At 60.0% G+C, this 18,971-nt stretch carries 15 protein-coding genes; all 15 read right to left on the reverse strand.

Annotated features, from left to right (window positions below):
- Positions 1 to 2 precede the first annotated feature (2 nt).
- Positions 3 to 869 carry a sugar ABC transporter permease gene (locus tag FY152_18965; GenBank protein UXS34229.1) on the reverse strand — a complete coding sequence of 289 codons (867 nt, stop codon included), beginning with the start codon at positions 867 to 869 and terminating at the stop codon, positions 3 to 5.
- Between the two features lie 2 nt (positions 870 to 871).
- Entirely contained in the window at positions 872 to 1,942 is a 1,071-nt protein-coding gene (locus FY152_18970) for an ABC transporter ATP-binding protein (GenBank protein UXS34230.1), read from the reverse strand.
- A gap of 12 nt (positions 1,943 to 1,954) precedes the next feature.
- The gene (locus FY152_18975; protein ID UXS34231.1) at positions 1,955 to 3,025 is read right to left on the reverse strand and encodes an ABC transporter ATP-binding protein; all 1,071 of its coding nucleotides are present in this window, start codon (positions 3,023 to 3,025) and stop codon (positions 1,955 to 1,957) included.
- A gap of 37 nt (positions 3,026 to 3,062) precedes the next feature.
- The gene (gene glpD, locus FY152_18980) at positions 3,063 to 4,586 is read right to left on the reverse strand and encodes a glycerol-3-phosphate dehydrogenase (GenBank protein ID UXS34232.1); all 1,524 of its coding nucleotides are present in this window, start codon (positions 4,584 to 4,586) and stop codon (positions 3,063 to 3,065) included.
- Between the two features lie 107 nt (positions 4,587 to 4,693).
- A complete protein-coding gene (locus tag FY152_18985; protein UXS34233.1) occupies positions 4,694 to 5,467 on the reverse strand; it encodes a DeoR/GlpR transcriptional regulator in 774 nt (257 codons plus the stop codon).
- Between the two features lie 151 nt (positions 5,468 to 5,618).
- Positions 5,619 to 7,097 carry a uroporphyrinogen-III C-methyltransferase gene (gene cobA / locus FY152_18990; GenBank protein ID UXS34234.1) on the reverse strand — a complete coding sequence of 493 codons (1,479 nt, stop codon included), beginning with the start codon at positions 7,095 to 7,097 and terminating at the stop codon, positions 5,619 to 5,621.
- Complete coding sequence (locus FY152_18995; protein ID UXS34235.1) at positions 7,069 to 9,717, reverse strand: molybdopterin-dependent oxidoreductase; 2,649 nt, start codon at positions 9,715 to 9,717, stop codon at positions 7,069 to 7,071. Before FY152_18995 ends, cobA begins: the two co-directional genes overlap by 29 nt.
- Positions 9,718 to 9,931: 214 nt before the next feature.
- Entirely contained in the window at positions 9,932 to 10,267 is a 336-nt protein-coding gene (gene nirD, locus FY152_19000; GenBank protein UXS34236.1) for a nitrite reductase small subunit NirD, read from the reverse strand.
- 5 nt (positions 10,268 to 10,272) lie between these two features.
- Positions 10,273 to 12,720, reverse strand: coding sequence for an NAD(P)/FAD-dependent oxidoreductase (locus tag FY152_19005; GenBank protein UXS34237.1), 2,448 nt, complete (start codon positions 12,718 to 12,720; stop codon positions 10,273 to 10,275).
- Between the two features lie 5 nt (positions 12,721 to 12,725).
- Positions 12,726 to 13,523, reverse strand: a complete 798-nt coding sequence (locus FY152_19010) for an ABC transporter ATP-binding protein (GenBank protein UXS34238.1) — start codon at positions 13,521 to 13,523, stop codon at positions 12,726 to 12,728.
- Positions 13,524 to 13,536: 13 nt separating this feature from the next.
- Positions 13,537 to 14,430, reverse strand: a complete 894-nt coding sequence (gene ntrB, locus FY152_19015; GenBank protein ID UXS34239.1) for a nitrate ABC transporter permease — start codon at positions 14,428 to 14,430, stop codon at positions 13,537 to 13,539.
- Between the two features lie 115 nt (positions 14,431 to 14,545).
- The gene (locus FY152_19020) at positions 14,546 to 15,838 is read right to left on the reverse strand and encodes an ABC transporter substrate-binding protein (protein ID UXS34240.1); all 1,293 of its coding nucleotides are present in this window, start codon (positions 15,836 to 15,838) and stop codon (positions 14,546 to 14,548) included.
- Positions 15,839 to 16,217: 379 nt separating this feature from the next.
- Positions 16,218 to 17,513, reverse strand: a complete 1,296-nt coding sequence (locus FY152_19025; GenBank protein ID UXS34241.1) for an ABC transporter substrate-binding protein — start codon at positions 17,511 to 17,513, stop codon at positions 16,218 to 16,220.
- A gap of 36 nt (positions 17,514 to 17,549) precedes the next feature.
- Positions 17,550 to 18,137, reverse strand: coding sequence for an ANTAR domain-containing response regulator (locus FY152_19030; GenBank protein ID UXS34242.1), 588 nt, complete (start codon positions 18,135 to 18,137; stop codon positions 17,550 to 17,552).
- A 102-nt stretch (positions 18,138 to 18,239) separates the two neighbouring features.
- The gene (locus FY152_19035; GenBank protein UXS34243.1) at positions 18,240 to 18,905 is read right to left on the reverse strand and encodes a GntR family transcriptional regulator; all 666 of its coding nucleotides are present in this window, start codon (positions 18,903 to 18,905) and stop codon (positions 18,240 to 18,242) included.
- Positions 18,906 to 18,971: the final 66 nt, after the last annotated feature.

Consider the following 18,971-nt stretch of genomic DNA (forward strand, 5'->3'; position numbering starts at 1 on the left):
TCTCAAGTCTCCGCGTCGTGGCTGGTCATGACGGTGTAGAACACCCAGGACAGCAGCAGGATGATGAGGAAGTAGATCAGCGACATGGCCGCAGCCGGCCCGAGGTCGAACTGGCCGAGCGCCATCTTCACGAGATCGATGGACAGGAAGGTGGTGGAGTTGCCCGGACCGCCGCCGGTGACGACGAAAGGCTCGGTATAGATCATGAAGCTGTCCATGAAGCGCAGCAGGAAAGCGATCAGCAACACCCGCTTCATCTTTGGCAGCTGGATGAACCGGAACACCGCAAAACGCGATGCGCCATCGATCCTTGCCGCCTGATAATAGGCATCCGGAATGGACACGAGGCTGGCGTAGCACAGGAGCACGACAAGGCTCGTCCAGTGCCAGACATCCATGATGACGACGGTGATCCAGGCATCGAGCGGATCGTTGACATAGTTGTAATCAAGCCCCAGCTGATTGGCGTAATAACCGAGCAGGCCGATATCGCTGCGGCCGAAGACCTGCCAGATCGTGCCCACGACATTCCACGGTACCAGCAGCGGCAACGCCATGGTGACAAGGCAAACAGGCACGCCGATGCCGGATTTCGGCATCTTGAGCGCGATGAAGATGCCGAGCGGAATTTCAATCGCCAGAATGATGCCGGAAAATAGCAGGTTGCGCCCCAGCGCATCCCAGAACCGGTCCGATGCCAGAATTTCCTCGAACCATTGTGTTCCGGCCCAGAAGAACTGGTTGTTGCCGAACGTATCCTGCACTGAATAATTCACGACGGTCATCAGCGGAATGACGGCGGAAAAGGCAACCAGCACCAGCACCGGCAGCACCATGAACCACGCCTTGTTGTTCCAGCTCTTTTCCATGGTCAGGCCCCCATCTTCACGCGCCAGGAATCGGCAAAGACGCCGATGGCGGCCGGATCGAAGCGAACACCCGCTTCCGCCGGGATTTCCTCGTCTTCGGCAACGACGATCGCGAGTTTCTGACCGGCGAACCGGGCACGCACGATCTTCTGCCGGCCAATATCCTCGACCTTGTCGACGATGATCGGCATGCCGCCCCGCTCCAGCCGGATAAATTCCGGGCGGACACCAATCTCGATGCGCTGCGCGCCATCGACCTTTGGTACACCGGCAAGCGGCACACCAAGGCCGCCGACCACCGCGGTCGCGCCGTCTATCTTGGCGGGAAGCACATTCATGCCCGGCGAGCCGATGAAGTAACCGACAAACGTATGTCCCGGCCGTTCGAAAAGCTCGGCCGGCGTGCCGATCTGAACGATCTGTCCGTCATACATCACCACCACCTTGTCGGCGAAGGTCAGCGCCTCAGTCTGGTCATGGGTGACATAAACCATGGTGAAACCGGACTGCCGGTGCAGCCGCTTCAGCTGCGAGCGCAGCACCCATTTCATATGCGGATCGATCACCGTCAGCGGTTCGTCAAAGAGGATGGCGTTGACGTCGGAGCGCACCAGCCCGCGCGCCAGCGAAATCTTCTGCTTCTGGTCCGCCGTCAGACCGCGGGCGCGGCGTTTGGCCATGCCGGACAGATCGGTCATCTCAAGGATGTCCCGCACCCGGCGGTCAACTTCGGCTTCCGGCACATGCCGGTTGCGTAGCGGAAAGGCCAGATTGTCATAGACCGTCATCGTGTCGTAGACGACCGGGAACTGGAACACCTGCGCGATGTTACGGTCTTCGGTGGCGAGATCGGTCACGTCCGTTCCATCGAAGGCGATCCGGCCTTCGGAAGGACGCAGCAGCCCGGAAATGATGTTGAGCAGCGTGGTCTTGCCGCAGCCGGAAGGGCCGAGCAGCGCATAGGCGCCGCCATCCTCCCATTCGTGATGCACCTCTTTCAGGGCATAGTCGCCAGCGGCCTGCGCCTTGGCATTATAGGCGTGGCGGATGTGATCGAGCGTGATGCGTGCCATGACCGATCTCCCTTACGCCGCTTTGCCGATGGCGCGGCCGTCTACATCAAAAGCCATCAGGTGCCGTGTATCGAGAAACAGCTCGATATCCCTGTCCGGCTCGATGTCGTGAATGCCATGCGCCAGCATGACCCAGCGCCGGCCCGAAAACTCCACATGGACGAAACTTTCCGACCCGGCAATTTCCGAAATCAGCGTCCGCGCCCGGATGGATTGCCGCGCCTCGCCCTTCGCCTGCGGGAAAAGATGATGCGGCTGGAAGGCGATGGTCAAAGGTCCATCCGGCACGGCGGCAAGATGCGCCGGCACCGCAATCACTGCCTGGTCAGCACGGGTAAATGCACCGCCCGCCTTGACGACCTCGATGGTGTTGAGCGGCGGGTCTGCAAAAATTTCCGCGGTGACGATATCCACCGGGCGCCGGTAAACCTCGATGGTGCGGCTGAACTGCGTTACCCTGCCCTCATTGAGCGTTGCGGTATTGCCGCCCAAAAGCAGCGCCTCGGAAGGTTCGGTCGTCGCATAAACGAAGATCGCACCGGATTCGGCGAAGATGCGCGGTAGTTCCTCGCGTAATTCCTCGCGAAGCTTGTAATCGAGATTGGCCAGCGGCTCATCGAGCAGAACCAGATTGGCGTTCTTGACGATGGCGCGGGCAAGTGCCGTTCGCTGCTGCTGGCCGCCGGAAAGATTGAGTGGCGTGCGGTCGAGATAGGGTGTCAGCTTCAGAAGCTCGGCGGCTTTCCTCACTTCCCTGTCGATGGTCGCCTGATCCTTGCCAGCAACGCGCATGGGCGAGGCGATGTTTTCGTAAACGCTCAGCGCCGGATAATTGATGAATTGCTGATAGACCATGGCGACGTTGCGTTTCTGCACCGGCCATCCCGTCACGTCCTCCCCGTTAAAGAAGATCGTGCCGCCGCTTGGCTTGTCCAGCCCGGCCATCAGCCGCATCAGCGTCGTTTTGCCCGAAAGTGTCGGTCCAAGCAGGACGTTCAGGCTTCCGCGCTGTAACGTCAGATCGGTCGGGTGAATATGATATTCACCACCCGCCATCTTCGAGACGTTTCGCAATTCAAGCATGGTGATCCAAAGCCTCCTCCGCTTGTCGTCCGGATCGTCAGATTGCCTTCAAGCGTTCCCCTGCAATGTCGTCGATATAGGTCTCCAGCCCGCGCACCTCTTCAGGCGTGAAGAAAAGGCCCTGCTTGGTGCGCCGCCACAGAATATCCTCCGCCGTCAGCGCCCATTCGCGCGCCATCAGCCAGCGGACCTCTACCTCATAAAGCGTGCCGCCGAAATGACGGCCTAGTGCTGACGCCTCCGTGGCAGAGCCGATCAGCACAGCCGCATCCGTCCCGTAGCAACGCACAAGCCGCTTGGCATGACGCTCTTCGAGAAAGGGGTAACGCGACCGCAGTGTAGTAACCTCCGCCGCATAGGCCTCGGCACCGAAATTTCCACCCGGCAAATGCGAACCCGCCGTCCATGGCGCGCCCTTTTCACCCAGTGCATCGCCGATTTTTTCAAGAGCATGTTCGGCAAGCCGCCGATAGGTGGTGAGCTTGCCGCCGAAAATATTGAGAAGCGGTGCTTCGCCTTCCGCCCCTTCGGTTTTCAGCACATAATCGCGGGTGGCTTCCTGCGCTTTCGACGCGCCGTCATCGAAAAGCGGCCGCACGCCAGAATAGGTCCAGACGATGTCCGCCTTTGTAACCGGCGAGGCAAAATATTCGCTTGCCGCGCTGCAAAGATAGCTGATTTCCTCCTCGGTGATCCTAACAGCCCGGGGGTCGGCGGTATAGTCGCGATCCGTCGTGCCGATCAGCGTAAAATCCTGTTCGTAAGGGATGGCGAAGATGATGCGCCCGTCCGGATTCTGGAAGAAATAGGCGCGTGGATCGGCAAACTTCCTGCGCACGATGATGTGGCTGCCCTGTACCAGGCGAACATTGTGGACATTGTTTTTGCCGAATGTCGAAGACAGAACCTTGTCCACCCAGGGGCCGGCGGCATTCACCAGCATGCGCGCGCGATAGGTTGCGGTTTCACCGGCAGCACTTTTCGTTTCAACCCGCCAGAAGGCGCCTTCGCGTCGCGCCGAAACCACCTGTGTGCGGTTAAGGATCAAAGCGCCGCGATCGGCGGCATCACGGACGTTCAGCACCACGAGACGGGCATCGTCCACCCAGCCGTCGGAATATTCGAAGGCGCGGGCGAAAATAGGCTTCAGCGGTTTTCCGGCGGGATCGCGGCGCAGATCGAGCGAGCGCGTGGCAGGCAAAAGCTTGCGGCCGCCAAGGTGATCATAAAGAAAAAGCCCGAGACGCACGAGCCAGGCCGGACGCACGCCACCCTTCTGGAACGGCAGGACGAAGCGCATGGGCCAGATGATGTGCGGCGCCATGGCCCACAAAACCTCACGCTCCATCAGCGCCTCACGCACCAGACGAAACTCATAATGTTCGAGATAACGCAAACCGCCGTGAATAAGCTTGGTAGCGGCGGACGAGGTTCCGGAGGCGAAATCGTTCATTTCCGCAAGTGCGACGGAATAGCCCCTGCCGACGGCGTCACGCGCGATACCGCAGCCATTGATGCCGCCGCCGATCACGAAAATATCGTGGATTGCCTCGTCAGACATAAACTCTCCCGTGCTTTCATCGACGCTCTCCTCATCGATATATTGAAAGCACGGACATCTAATTCGAAGACAAAACGAATGTCAAACGAAATTCCGACGACGTAAGATCAGGCCTCACGCGCCTCGGTTTCAATCAGCCGAACGTCATGATCTGCACAGATGGAACGGATCGAATCGACCGGACAATGATCGGTGATGAAGGTATGCACCTGCGAAAGATGGCCGATGCGCACCGGGGCCGTGCGCTCGAATTTCAGCGAATCCGACACCAGAATAACATGGCGGGCATTGGAAATGATCGCCTGCGCAACCTTGACCTCGCGGAAGTCGAAGTCCAGCAGGGCGCCGTCCTCATCAATAGCTGAAACGCCGATGACGGCGAAATCGACCTTGAACTGGCGGATGAAATCCACTGCCGCCTCGCCGACGATGCCGCCATCGGAACCACGCACGACGCCGCCGGCAATCACCACCTCGATACCCGGGAAAACCCGCAACCTGTTGGCAACATTGATATTGTTTGTGATGACCATCAATTCGTGATGGTCCGCCAGCGCTTCTCCCACCGCTTCAGTCGTCGTGCCGATGTTAATGAAAAGCGACGAGTTATTGGGAATGAGGGCGGCAGCGGCAGCGCCGATCGCCTGTTTTTCAACGGAAGCGATGGCGCGGCGCGCCTCGTATTTGACGTTCTCGTTGCCGCTTGGAAAAAGCGCGCCACCGTGGATGCGCGTCAGCACCCGCGTGTCGCAGAGATCGTTCAGGTCCTTGCGGATCGTCTGAGGGGTCACCGAAAACCGTGCCGCCAGCTCATCCACCAGCACCCGCCCGTTCGCTTTTGCCAGCGCAACGATTTCATCCTGACGCGGTGTAAGCAGCATTTCACCCTCCCTCCTCTTTCAATTTTTTCGTTTTATTGAAGAGCGAACGAAAAACCAATGTCAAGGGACGGTTTTATGGCCGCCTCTGGCAAGAGATGGACGGCGGAACAAAGCAATGCCGTAAGCCAAAAGAAGATGCTTGAATGGCTTATTAGCCGGCTCTCTGAGAAAACAGGCCCACCGGCTCCTGCGGACCGACATCTGAAGACGCTGAGGACGCCGCACGGAACGCATCGCCGATGCCAATCAGCAACGGCTCGTTCACGCCCAGCCTGTTCACTGCCGCAGCCAGCTCTGCGAGCGAACCGCACCAGCGTCGTTCATTGGCCCGGCTGACCGAAATCATGATGGCAACAGGCGTCGAGGCGGGCATTCCGTGGAAGAGCAGAGAGGACTGGATATCGGCAGCGGTTCGGCCACCCATGTAAAACACGGTGGTCACGGCGGGATCGGAGAGCGACTTCCAGTCGATATTCTCCGGCAATTTTCCCTGCCGGGAATGACCGGTGACGAAGCGGACCGACTGCGCATGGTCACGATGCGTCAGGGAAACACCAAGACGTGAGGCCATGGCGCTTGCGGCGGTAATACCCGGCACAATCTCAACCGGAATATTTTCTGCTTGCAGCGCGGCAATCTCCTCGCCGGCGCGTCCGAAAATCATCGGATCACCGGATTTCAGCCGAACCACCCGTTTGCCGGCCTTGGCGAGGCGGATCATCATGTCATTGATGTCTTCCTGCCGGCAGCTTTCCCGGCCGCCGCGCTTGCCGACCAGCATGCGCTTCGCCTCCCGCCGCGCCAGTTCCAGCACCTCGGCTGAAACGAGATCGTCGAACAGGATGACATCGGCCGCCTGCAAAGCGCGCACCGCTTTCAGCGTCAGCAATTCGGCATCGCCCGGCCCTGCCCCCACAAGCGTCACTAGGCCGCGCCCCGATCCCGCCCGCGCGGCCTGCATTCCGATATCCGCAAGCAGCCGTTCCTCGCTGCCCTCATCCAGCCTTTCGGTAAAAGCCCGATCGACGAATTTTTCCCAGAAAGAACGCCGCAACGCACCGGGAGCGAGCCGCAGATTGACGCGCTCTCGGATTGTCTGGGCAAGCGCACCCCAATCCTTCAGCGACAGCGGCAGCAATGTCTCGATGCGCCGACGAATGGCCTGCGCCAGAATGGGTGCTGCACCATCGGTGGAGATAGAAACCACCACCGGCGAGCGATTGACGATGGAGCCGAACTGGAACTGGCAGAATTCCGGCTTGTCGATGACATTGACGGGAACACCAGCCGCCCGCGCTACATCGTAGAAGCTCTCGGCTTCCGTATCGGTTTCGCAATCCGCCAGCGCCAGTTCCGCGCCGTCGAAGATATCCGGACCCCACGGACGGTCATGCCATGTCAGCATCGGGCTGTTTCCGATAAGCGCTGTAAAGCTTTCCGAAAGCTCGCTTTCCTCGCAATAAAGATGCAATTCCGCCCCGCAGGCGAGCAGCAGTTCCGCCTTCCAGGCGGCCCCGTCCGATCCGCCCGCCAGCACCACGCGCTTGCCCTCAAGCCCCCAGAAGACCGGCAACTTGGCGAGCCTCTCCATGCGGGCCGGTTCATTCCGCTGCGGTTTTAAGGCATCCATAGATGATCCCCCTGATTTCGGCGCGGCAGGAGCCGCAATTGGTTCCAGCATTCAACGCCTTGCCGATGGCTTCGACGCTGTGGCAGCCTTCGCGGATGGCCGCGGTAATCTGGTTCACCCCGACATTAAAGCAGGAGCAGACGGTGGCACCCGGATCGGCGCGGCCGGCACCGGGGCGACCGGCAACCAGCGCAAAACGCATGCGCAGATCCTCATGGCGTTCGGTCAATTGCGAGATCGCCCAGTTGCGGGCGACGGCCACCGGCTGTCTGGCGATGAACAGCGCCGCCAGCAGGATATCGCCATCGAAGAAGGCGAGGCGCAGATCGCCCGTCTGCCGGTCGCTATAGCCCAGCGGCTCGATCCTGACATCAATGCCGAAGACCTGCCGCGCCCAGAATGTCCAGTCCTGCGGCTCCTCGACAAAGGCAAGCTCCATACGATAGCCGCCATCCGCTTTGGCCGTGGCCCAGTAAGCACAATCCGGCGCATCCGGGCGGATGCGGGAGATGGCGAAACCATAGGCCTTCGCTTCGAAGCGCCTTGCCCTTACCGCTACGTTTTTCGAGGCGGGCTGACCGGAATGCGGGTCCGTCACCGGCGCAACCACGACATCAATGCGCGCCTGCGAGGCGAACTGGTCGTTCCAATGCATCGGCGCAAACACCGAGCCGCGCGCCTGCCTTTCGCTCACCAGCGCCCGCAGCAGAACCTTGCCATGGGGACTTTCCATCTCCACCAGATCGGCGCTTTCTATTCCGAGCGCCTGCGCATCGCGCGGGTGAAGCTCGGCGAAGGGTTCGGCGATATGGGCAGTAAGGCGTGCACTTTTGCCGGTGCGGGTCATGGTGTGCCATTGATCGCGGATGCGGCCGGTATTCAGTGTCAGCGGATAATCCGCCGATGTCCTGCACGTCTCCGGCAAGGCCGTGGCAATGAAGCGCGCCTTGCCATCGGCGTGGTAAAACCGTCCATCCGCGAAAAACCGGGTGACGACGCCACTGCCCCGCTCCACTTTCGGCCATTGGAAGGACGCCATAGTGTCGTAGGATTCGGGCTCTATCCCGCTGATGTCGAAATCGCGACTGCCCATATTCTCAAAGCCGGAAAGAGCGGCATGTTCGGCAAAAATCTCCGATGGCTGGCCATAGGCGAAGGCCGTGCCGAAACCCATGCGCCGGCCCGCTTCCGCCATTTGCCACCAGTCTGCTTTCGCTTCGCCCGGCGCATCGAGAAAACCGCGCTGGCGGGAAATGCGCCGCTCGGAATTGGTGACGGTGCCGTCCTTTTCACCCCAGCCAAGCGATGGCAGAAGCACATGAGCATGGCGGGCCGTATCGGTATTGGCCATGACATCGGACACCACGACGAAAGGACAGGCCGTGATGGCCGCCTCGACGGCACCGGCATCCGGCATGGAAACCACCGGGTTGGTCGCCATGATCCACAGCGCCTTGATGCGGCCATCGGCCACCGCCCGGAACATATCCACCGCCTTCAGGCCGGGTTTTTCCGCAATGGCGGGCGAGGCCCAGAAGCGCCGCACGCGGTCGCGATCCTCGGCATTTTCGATAGCCATATGGGCGGCCAGCATATTGGCCAGCCCACCGACCTCGCGCCCGCCCATGGCGTTCGGCTGGCCAGTTAGCGAAAACGGCCCCATGCCCGGTCTGCCGATGCGGCCGGTGGCGAGGTGGCAATTGATGATCGCGTTGACCTTGTCGGTGCCGCTTTCAGACTGGTTGACGCCCTGGCTGTAGCAGGTGACGGTTTTTTCGGTGCGTTCGAACAATTCGTAAAAGGAAATCAGTTCGGCAATCGTCAGGCCCGTGGCTTCGGCGATCTCTGGCAGACTGTGTCCGGTTGCTGCCTGTATTGCTGCATCAAAACCGACCGTGTGATTTTCCACATAACCGCGATCGATTGCAGGACTATCGGAAAGATGCGCCAGCAGGGCGGTAAACAGCGCCACATCTCCATCCGGGCGGATGGCGAGGTGCATGTCGGCAATATCGGCGCTCATCGTCCGGCGCGGATCGATAACGACGACTTTCATTTCCGGCCGTGCCGCCTTTGCCGCCGCGAGCCTTTGGTAAAGCACCGGATGGCACCATGCGAGGTTGGAACCGGTGAGGATCACCAGATCGGCAAGCTCCATATCCTCATAGGTGCCCGGCACCGTATCGGCCCCGAAGGCGCGGCGATGGCCGGCGACCGACGACGACATGCAGAGCCTTGAATTGGTATCGATATTGGCCGAGCCGATGAAACCTTTCATCAGCTTGTTGGCGAGGTAATAATCCTCCGTCAGCAATTGGCCGGAGACGTAAAAGGCAACGGAGTCCGGGCCGTGTTCGGCAATGGCTTGAGAAAACCGGGAGGCGACGAGGTCAAGCGCTTCGTCCCATGCCGCCCGCCTGCCGCTGATTTCAGGGTGGAGCAGGCGACCGTCGAGATCGATGGTCTCAGCCAGAGCCGAACCTTTGGAACATAGTCTTCCGAAATTGGCGGGGTGGTCCTGATCGCCCCTGACGGAAACGGCACCGTTATCTTTGACGGTGGCGATGACGCCGCAGCCGACGCCGCAATAGGGACAGGTGGTTTTTGTTTCAGTGGGCATGGGTTTGCCCTCTCGGTGGGTGGCGTTTACCCCCCTCTGTCCTGCCGGACATCTCCCCCTCAAGAGGGGAGATCGACAAGCGGAAGGCTTGCCGCTTCATCTCTGCGACCGGCGACGCAAGCCATGAATGGAAATTCGTGCCGCAAATGATCTCCCCCCTTGAGGGGGAGATGTCCGGCAGGACAGAGGGGGGTAACGCCACCGCCATCGCAATTCACTCCGCCGCAATCATCAGAGTTTCAAGCGCTATCGAAAGCCTTCCATCCAGATTGCGCACCGGAATGGTCTTCACCTCACCCTCATCCGCCCCCAGCGCCTTACCGGTTTCCAGCGAAATGACCCAATTATGCAAGGGACACGTCACCGAAGCCCCGTGCACGATGCCCTGGCTCAGCGGCCCGCCCTTGTGCGGGCAATGGTCCTCGATGGCGAAGACCTGATTTTCCGCCGTGCGGAACACGGCGATCTTGCCCATTGGCGTTTTGACGCAACGCGCGCCGCGCAGCGGAATGTCGGAGATATCGCCAATATCGATCCAGTTGCTGTCCATCGTTCTCACTCCGCCGCCTCACTGAAACCGATTGCCGCCATGGGCCTGAACTCGTGCTTGTCGTGGCCGGATACGCGTTCGGACCAGGGATCGACCTGCGCGAATTTCTGGCTGAAGACGAAACGATCGAAGTAGGCCTTGCGCTTTTCCGCATCGTCCATGATCTGGCGGCGGATTTCGTCGTAACCGATGCGCTTTGCCCATTTGTAGATGCGCTCGAGATAGCGGGCCTGTTCGCGATACATCTGCGTCAGCGCCACGATATGCTCCAGCGCCTCATCCTCGGTTTTGACAAGACCCAGAACTTCCGTGCCCTTGATATCGAGACCGGCAGCACCGGCAAAATGGATCTCGAAACCGGAATCGACGCAGATGACACCGATATCCTTGCAGGTCGCCTCCGCGCAGTTGCGCGGACAGCCGGAAACGGCAAGTTTCAGCTTGGCGGGCGTCCACGAGCCCCACATGAATTTTTCGATGCGGATGCCAAGGCCGGTGGAATCCTGCGTGCCGAAGCGGCACCATTGCTGGCCGACGCAGGTTTTGACCGTGCGCAAACCTTTGGCGTAGGCCTGGCCGGAAATGAAACCGGCCTTGCCGAGATCGGCCCAGACGGCGGGCAAATCCTCCTTCTCGATGCCGAGAAGATCGATGCGCTGGCCGCCGGTCACCTTCACCATCGGGATTTCGAATTTGTCGACCACATCCGCAATAGCCCGGAGTTCGGAGGAAGAGGTAACCCCGCCCCACATGCGCGGCACGACGGAATAGGTGCCGTCCTTCTGGATATTGGCGTGAACGCGCTCATTGATATAACGCGACTGATAATCGTCGGCATATTCATCCGGAAAGTCGCAGACGAGGTAATAATTGAGCGCCGGCCGGCATTTGGCGCAGCCGCAGGAGGTCTTCCATTCCAGTTCCTGCATCACGGCGGGAATGGTCTTCAGCCCCTTGGCCTTGATGAGACGGCGCACATCGTCATGGCCGAGATCGGTGCATTTGCACATGGGCTGCACGGCAGCGGGGTTATAGCTGTCGCCGAGCGTTATCGTCATCAGTTGTTCGACAAGGCCGGTGCAATTGCCGCAGGAGGCGGATGCCTTCGTGTGGGCGCGCACATCGTCCAGCGATGTCAGCCCCTTGGAGGTGATGGCCGAGGTGATCTTGCCCTTACAGACGCCGTTGCAGCCGCAGATTTCCGCATCATCCGGCAAGGCTGCAACGGCCGCCATAGGGTCCAGCGGCGACCCTCCCTGATAGGCCTGGCCGAAGATCAGGGTTTCACGCATGGCGGAAATATCGGTCGATTTCTTCATCAGGTCGAAGAACCACGACCCGTCCGCCGTCTCGCCGTAAAGCACTGCGCCGATGATGCGGTTTTCCTTGAGGATCAGGCGCTTGTAGACACCGGCGGTGGCATCGCGCAGCACGATTTCCTCGCGGTCGTCGCCTTCGGCGAAATCACCGGCGGAAAACAGGTTGATGCCGGTGACCTTCAGCTTGGTATTAGTGACGGAGCCATTATATTCGGCCGAACCTCCGCACAGCCGGTCGGCCAGCACGCGGGCCGATTCATAAAGCGGCGCAACGAGGCCGTAACACATGCCGCGATGTTCGGCGCATTCGCCAAGCGCGTAGATCGAGGCGTCCGAGGTCATCATGCCGTCATCCACCACGATGCCGCGATTGACGGCGATACCCGCCTCCTTGGCGAGACCCGAGGCAGGACGGATGCCGACCGCCATCACCACCATGTCGCCCTTGATGACCCGGCCGTCTTCCAGCTCGATACCTTCGACCTTCCCCTCACCCAGAATGCATTTGGTATTGGCCTTGGTGATGATGTCGATGCCGCGTTCGTTAAGCGCCTTTTCGAGAAGATAGGCCGCTGCCGGATCGAGCTGACGCTCCATGATCGTCGGCATCAGGTGGATGACGGTGACATCCATGCCCTGGCGCTTAAGGCCATAGGCGGCTTCCAGCCCGAGAAGGCCGGCGCCTATGACGATGGCGCGGCCCTTGCCCTCGGCGATGTCAAGCATCTTCGTCACATCGTCAAGATCGCGGTAGGCGAGCACGCCCGGCAGTTGATGGCCGGGGACGGGAATGATGAAGGGCGACGAACCGGTGGCGATCACCAGCTTGTCGTAGGAAACCGTGATGCCGTTTTCGCTGGTCACGGTCTTCCTGTCGCGGTCGATGCCGGTGACCTTCGCTCCCTTGTGCAGCGTGACATTGTTAGCCGCATACCATTCGTCATTATGAATGACGATGTCTTCATAGCTCTTTTCGCCTGAGAGCACCGGCGAGAGCATGATGCGGTCGTAATTGACGCGCGGCTCGGCGTTGAAAATGGTGACGTCGTAAAGGCCGGGAGCGGTTTCGAACAGGTTTTCCAGCATGCGCCCCGGCGCCATGCCATTGCCGATGATGACGAGTTTTTGCGTCATGGGCGTTACTCCGCAGCTTCGACGAAGCGGTGACGTTCGTAAAGGAACTTCAACACGGCCTCGCGGCATTTGAGGTAGGTCTTGTCGGATGCGAGCTCGATGCGGTTGCGCGGGCGTGCCAGCGGCACGTCAAGCACTTCGCCAATATGGGCGGCGGGACCGTTGGTCATCATCACGATACGGTCGGAGAGCAGCACCGCCTCGTCGACATCATGGGTGATCATGACCATGGTGTTGCCGAGCCGGGCGTGGATTTCCATCACCGCGTCCTGAAGATGGGCGCGCGTCAGCGCGTCCAGCGCACCAAAGGGCTCGTCCAGCAGCAGGATTTTCGGCTCCATGGCGAGCGCGCGGGCAATGCCGACACGCTGCTTCATGCCGCCGGAAATTTCCGAGGGCTTCTTGTCCTTGGCATGGGCCATCTGCACGAGATCGAGGTTGCGCATGACCCAGTCATGCCGCTCGGCCCGGGTCTTGCTATTGCGAAAGACCTTCTCCACGGCGAGATTGACGTTTTCATAAACCGAAAGCCAGGGCAGCAGGCTATGGTTCTGGAACACGACGGCGCGTTCCGGGCCGGGCTCGTTGACCTCGCGGTTTTCGAGAAGCACCGCGCCGGCAGACACTTTCGTCAGTCCGGCGATGAGATTGAGCATGGTGGACTTGCCGCAGCCGGAATGGCCGATGACGGAGACGAATTCGCCTTTTTCGATGGTGAGGTTGATGCCTTTCAGCACCTCGGCGCGCGAACCGCCCTTGTCGAAATATTTGTCGATGTGATCGAGCTTCAAATAAGCGTTCATAATTTTGGCCCTCTCAATTAGCCGCTGCGCCGCGGGTGATGACCTTGCCGAGCGCCGCCACCAGCTTGTCGAGCATGAAGCCGACAACGCCGATGTAAGCGAGCGCTACGATGATGTCGGGCAGGCGGGAAGAGTTCCACGCATCCCAGATGAAGAAGCCGATGCCGACACCGCCGGTCAGCATTTCCGCCGCAACGATGGCAAGCCACGAAAGACCGACACCGATGCGCAGGCCGGTGAAGATGTAAGGTGCCGCCGAAGGCAGCATGATCTTGAAGAAGAATTCCAGCTGGTTGAGCCGCAGCACCTGCGCCACGTTGCGGTAATCCTGCGGAATATTGCGCACGCCGACTGCGGTATTGATGATGACCGGCCAGATGGAGGTGATGAAGATCACGAAAATGGCCGAAGGATTGCTGTCCTGAAAGGCGGCCAGCGAAAGCGGCAGCCAGGCAAGCGGCGGCACGGTGCGCAGCACCTGGAAGATCGGATCGAGACCGCGCATGGCCCAGACCGACTGGCCGATCACCGCACCGAGGATGATGCCGGCAATGGCGGCGAGGCCGAAACCGTAAGCCACACGCTCCAGCGAGACCAAGACACGCAGGCCGAGGCCGATATCCTGCGAACCGTTATGGAAGAACGGCGATACTATGAGATCGTAGCTCTCCTCGAAAACCTGGCTCGGCGGCGGCAGCGATGAGCCGGGGGCGGAACAGAGCAATTGCCAGACGCCCAGCAGAATGGCGAGAACGATGAACGGCGGTATGATATTGCGAGCCGCCGCCGCACCCCATTTGCGCAGATCGATCCGCGAGGCAGATTTCGGCGCAAGCGACACGACGTTTGCCTTCTGCGCTACCGGCTGCTGCGGCTCTTCGTTGAATTTTCGGGCCAATGCGGACATGGGCATTTCCTCTTGATTTCGGTTGCGGTCTGGGGCTCGCCCCTCATCCGGTCTTCAGTCGCGCCGGTTGGGCAGCGCACCTGGCGGATGAGGGGCGATACCCCGGGTCTCCTCCTCAGGAGGCCGCCTTGATGGACAGGCTTTCGAGATAGGCCGACGGATTTTCCGGGTCGAAGACCTTGCCGTCGAAGAAGGTTTCCTTGCCGCGCGAGGTGGAGGCGGGCAGATCGGCAACGCCGAGATCCTTGGCCGCCGCGCGCCAGATATCCTCACGGTTCACCTTCTCCACCAGCGCGTTCACATCCGTATCGGGCGCGAATTTGCCCCAGCGGATGTTTTCCGCGATGAACCAGCTGTCATGGCTGCGGAAGGGATAGGAGGCATGGTCCTGCCAGAACTTCATCTGCAGGCCGGTATTTTCGAGCACGCGGCCGTTGCCGTAATTGATGTTGCCCTTGAGACGGCCAAGCACATCCTTCGGCGGCACGTTGAACCATTGGCGTTTGCCGAGGATGGTGGACATTTCCTCCTTGTGCGCCATGTCATCGCACCATTGCTGCGCCTCCATCACGGCCATCAGCAGCGCCTTGGTGGCGTTGGGGTTCTTCTCCACCCAGTCGGCGCGCATGCCGAGCGCCTTTTCCGGATGCCCCTTCCAGAGCTCTCCGGTGGTACAGGCGGTGAAACCGATGCCCTGATTGACGAGCTGCTCGTTCCAGGGTTCGCCCACACAGAAGACATCCATATTGCCGACCTTCATATTGGCAACCATCTGCGGCGGCGGAACGACGATGGTGGAGACGTCCTTGTCCGGATCGATGCCGCCGGCGGCCAGCCAGTAGCGGATCCAGAGATCATGCGTGCCGCCGGGGAAGGTCATGGCGGCCTTGATTTCCTTGCCCTCGGCCTTCTTTTTCTCGAAAGCCGCCTTCAGCTTGGAGGCATCCAGCTGAACGCCGGTTTCGGCATATTCCTTGGCGACGGAAATGCCCTGGCTGTCGAGGTTGAGGCGGGCGAGGATGGTCATCGGCACCGGCACATTGTTCTGGGTCACCTTGCCGGTATGCATGAGATAGGGCATGGGCGTCAGAATATGCGCGCCATCGATGCCGTTCGATGCGCCGCCGAGCACGAGATTGTCGCGTGTCGCACCCCAGGAGGCCTGTTTCAGAACCTCGACGTCAGGCATGCCGTGTTTGGCGAACAGGCCCTTTTCCGCTGCAATGATGAGCGGAGCGGCATCCGTGAGCGCGATAAAGCCGATTTTCGCGCCTTTCACCTCGGGCTCAGCGGTGGCTGCGAAAGCACCGGACGGAAAGGCCACGCGCACGGCGCTGACAAGGGCGGCGGTGGCTGTCGTCTTCAGTATCGTGCGGCGGCTGATATCGCCGGAGAATATCTTTTTCATTCGCATGTTCCCCTTATTGGGCCACCTCTGCGGGTGACGTTTTCGCTTGCGAAAAAACCTGAAAATAAAAAAACGCCGCTCGGTGTTTGCGCCTGCGGAACGGGAGGTGTTCCGGGCAGCAAAACCTTGCGACGTCTATGTCTTTGAAAGCGCCTATGCCGCGCCCTGCTTGCCCCGATCGCCGTTGACCGGTGCAAACAGGAAGAAGCAAAGAGCGTGCCAGTTTATATATTTAAAGCTATAATACTGAAAATAAATGGTAATTTTTGAAATTCGAACGAGTGCTCAGATTTTGATCAACGCAATTTTTGTCTGCTGTTTGTGCAAAATAAAAGGCTCCGCGCTTGAAATTTGCGCAGCCCGCAAGGCCTGACGCCAATCACGCCTCTCCAGCGGGCGGTGAAAACGGCGAGGATGTGCGCACGGAAAAGGCATTGACGTAACCCGCAATATCGGCCGGATCGAAAACGAAACCATCCACGAAACGGTCCCCCTCTTCCTGCCCTTCGATACGGATATCGGCATCGCCGGGTGCATTGGCATCTCCCAGCGCCGCCCGATAAATATCGGGTCGATAGGCGGATACAGCAGCCTGTACGCCCGCTTCAGAAAATTCCGCCTGCCCCCAGCGGATCATCTGGCTGTAAATCCACAATGCCTGGCTCCGGCGCGGATAATTGGCATGGCCGTGATGGAAGATGAAATAATTGTCGATGATCCGGCGGTTGCCCTGGCTGTCGATATTGAACTCACCGGCGAGCACATGGCGGATGATGCTTTGCGGCGCATCGATATAACGGGGATCGGCGAGCGCCCTGCTGAGCTCATCGTGATTTTCCGCAAGGTCACACCAACGCGCCGCCGCATCGAGCGCCGTCAGCAGCCGGCCGACCGTTTCCTGCTGGCCTTCCGCCCATTCAGGCCGCATGCCAATGACTTTTTCGGGCGCGGAAGGCCATAAATCCTGCTTGGCCGCAACGATCCTGCCCACACCGCGTTCGGCGGCGACGATGTTCCACGGCGCGCCGACACAGAAGCCGTCGATAGCGCCCGCCGCCAGCGCATCCGATGTCAGGGGCGGCGGTACCACCACCAGCTTGACATCATGATCGGGGTGAATACCGCCAGCGGCAAGCCAATAACGGAATTCGTAATTGTGAGACGAAAACGGATAGGTCATGCCCAGCGTCGGCGGCGCTTCGCCCCGCGCTCGCATGTCAACGAGCACCTGCTTCAGCGCCTTGGCGTTTTCCAGCGCTCCCGCTGTTTCGGAAAGGCCCGTCAACGCCTTCATCCGGGCAAAAAGCCGGGTCGAAAGCGTAATCGCATTGCCGCCTCGCCCGAGCGAAAAGGGCGTGATCGTCGGTGAAGGGTTGGAGCCGAGCCCGAGCATGGAGGCAACAGGCATTGGCGAGAGCATATGCGCGATATCGAATTGCCTGAATGCCAGCCGGTCACGCACGTTCGCCCAGGACACATCCTTGACGAGATCGAGCGACAGGCCCTCGCGCTCGGCAAAACCGAATTCGGCCGCTGCGATCAGGACGGAGGCGTCGACAAGCGGGATGAAACCGGCACGCAGGCGTTTTTGCCGATCATTGCCCACGATTGCGGGCGCGCCTGTTGCCCGTGTCCCTGCACTATCCGATCCGGCCGTTTTTTCCGGTGCCGCCATATCATACACTCCACACTGTCCAACCGGCGGGGTTCGTCACATCAACAGACCCGCTGCGGTGACCACGCTTTGCGCGATCTCGGAAATTTTCTTTTTCTCGTTCATTGCCGTTTGTCGCAAAAGCGCGAAGGCTTCCTCCTCGGAAAGGCCACGCATCTTCATCAGGATGCCCTTGGCGCGCTCGATGACCTTGCGTTCCTCCAGTGCCGATTTGGCGTCGGCAAGTTCCCGTTGCAGCCGGCTGAAAGCATTAAAGCGGCTGACCGCCATATCGAGAATGGGCTTGACCCGCTCTTTCTTCAGCCCGTCCACCACATAGGCGGAAACGCCAGCTTCGACGGCTGCCTCGATGGAAGCCGTATCGGAGCGGTCGACAAACATGGCGATTGGACGACCGACCGTGCGCGTGAGCTGGAACAGATGCTCCATCATGTCACGGTTGGGGTTTTCGAGATCGATGAAGATGACATCGGGCTGCAGCGTCTCGATGGTGCGCGCCACACCGTTCACCTCATGGATGACGGTGACGCGATGATAACCGGCCTCGCGCAATCCCTCCTCGATGATGGAGGCTCGGATCGCGTTTTCGTCGATAACGAGAATGGTGAGGTCGCGAAGCGTCATGGACGCATTGATGACGCAGCGCAGCAAACTTGGCAATCGGCTGCGCGAGCAAAAATAAGGCGGAAGCGAAAAGGAGCGTCACGCCCCTCCTCACCGGACATGTCAGGAAGCGTGTTCGACGGCGCGTTCGAGCGCCTTCAAAACCGTACGCTCTGACAGATTGAGGTAGATTTCCATCTCGTCGCCCGCTTCGCCAGCCTTTCCTTCCTCCATGAGCGACAGGATCTTGCTGTTCATGTCGACGAAGGGAGAATGAAGCTGTTCAGGGTCTTTCAACAGGCCAAAACAAAGCCTGAGTTCAGCGGCGATGCGTTCGTAAAAATCGCTGAGACGCGCGCTATCGAGGAGATCGACCACGGCGGCATGAAATTTCATATTGGCGCTGCCCACGCCCAGCCAGTCGGCCTGGTCGCGCTTCACCTTGGCATCCTCGACCGCCGCGCGCATCGTCCGGATAGCCGGATGCTTGTGCCAGGCCTGACGCAGGGCGCCGCATTCCACCATGCGCCGCACGCGATAGATGTCGATCACGGATGCCATGGTGGGAACAGCAACGAAAACGCCGCGATTGGCCTCGTGGCGCAACAGCCCATCCTTTGTCAGCAGACGGAAAGCTTCGCGCAGGGAATTGCGGGAGACATCAAAGCGCTCGCTGAAGGCTGCCTCCGATAGACGCTGTCCCGGCATCAACTCGCCGGAGATCAGCAGGGTCCGGATACCCTTGGCCAATCGATCCGCAAGCGGAAGACCTTCTATCGTTTCCGTCATGGCGCTTCTTTCCTTAAGGCAATGCAGCATCGGGAATTCCGTGACAGGCAAGTTCGGGCACGGCAT

Origin of the sequence: Agrobacterium tumefaciens, assembly GCA_025560025.1 — a bacterium.
Taxonomy (GTDB): Bacteria; Pseudomonadota; Alphaproteobacteria; order Rhizobiales; family Rhizobiaceae; genus Agrobacterium.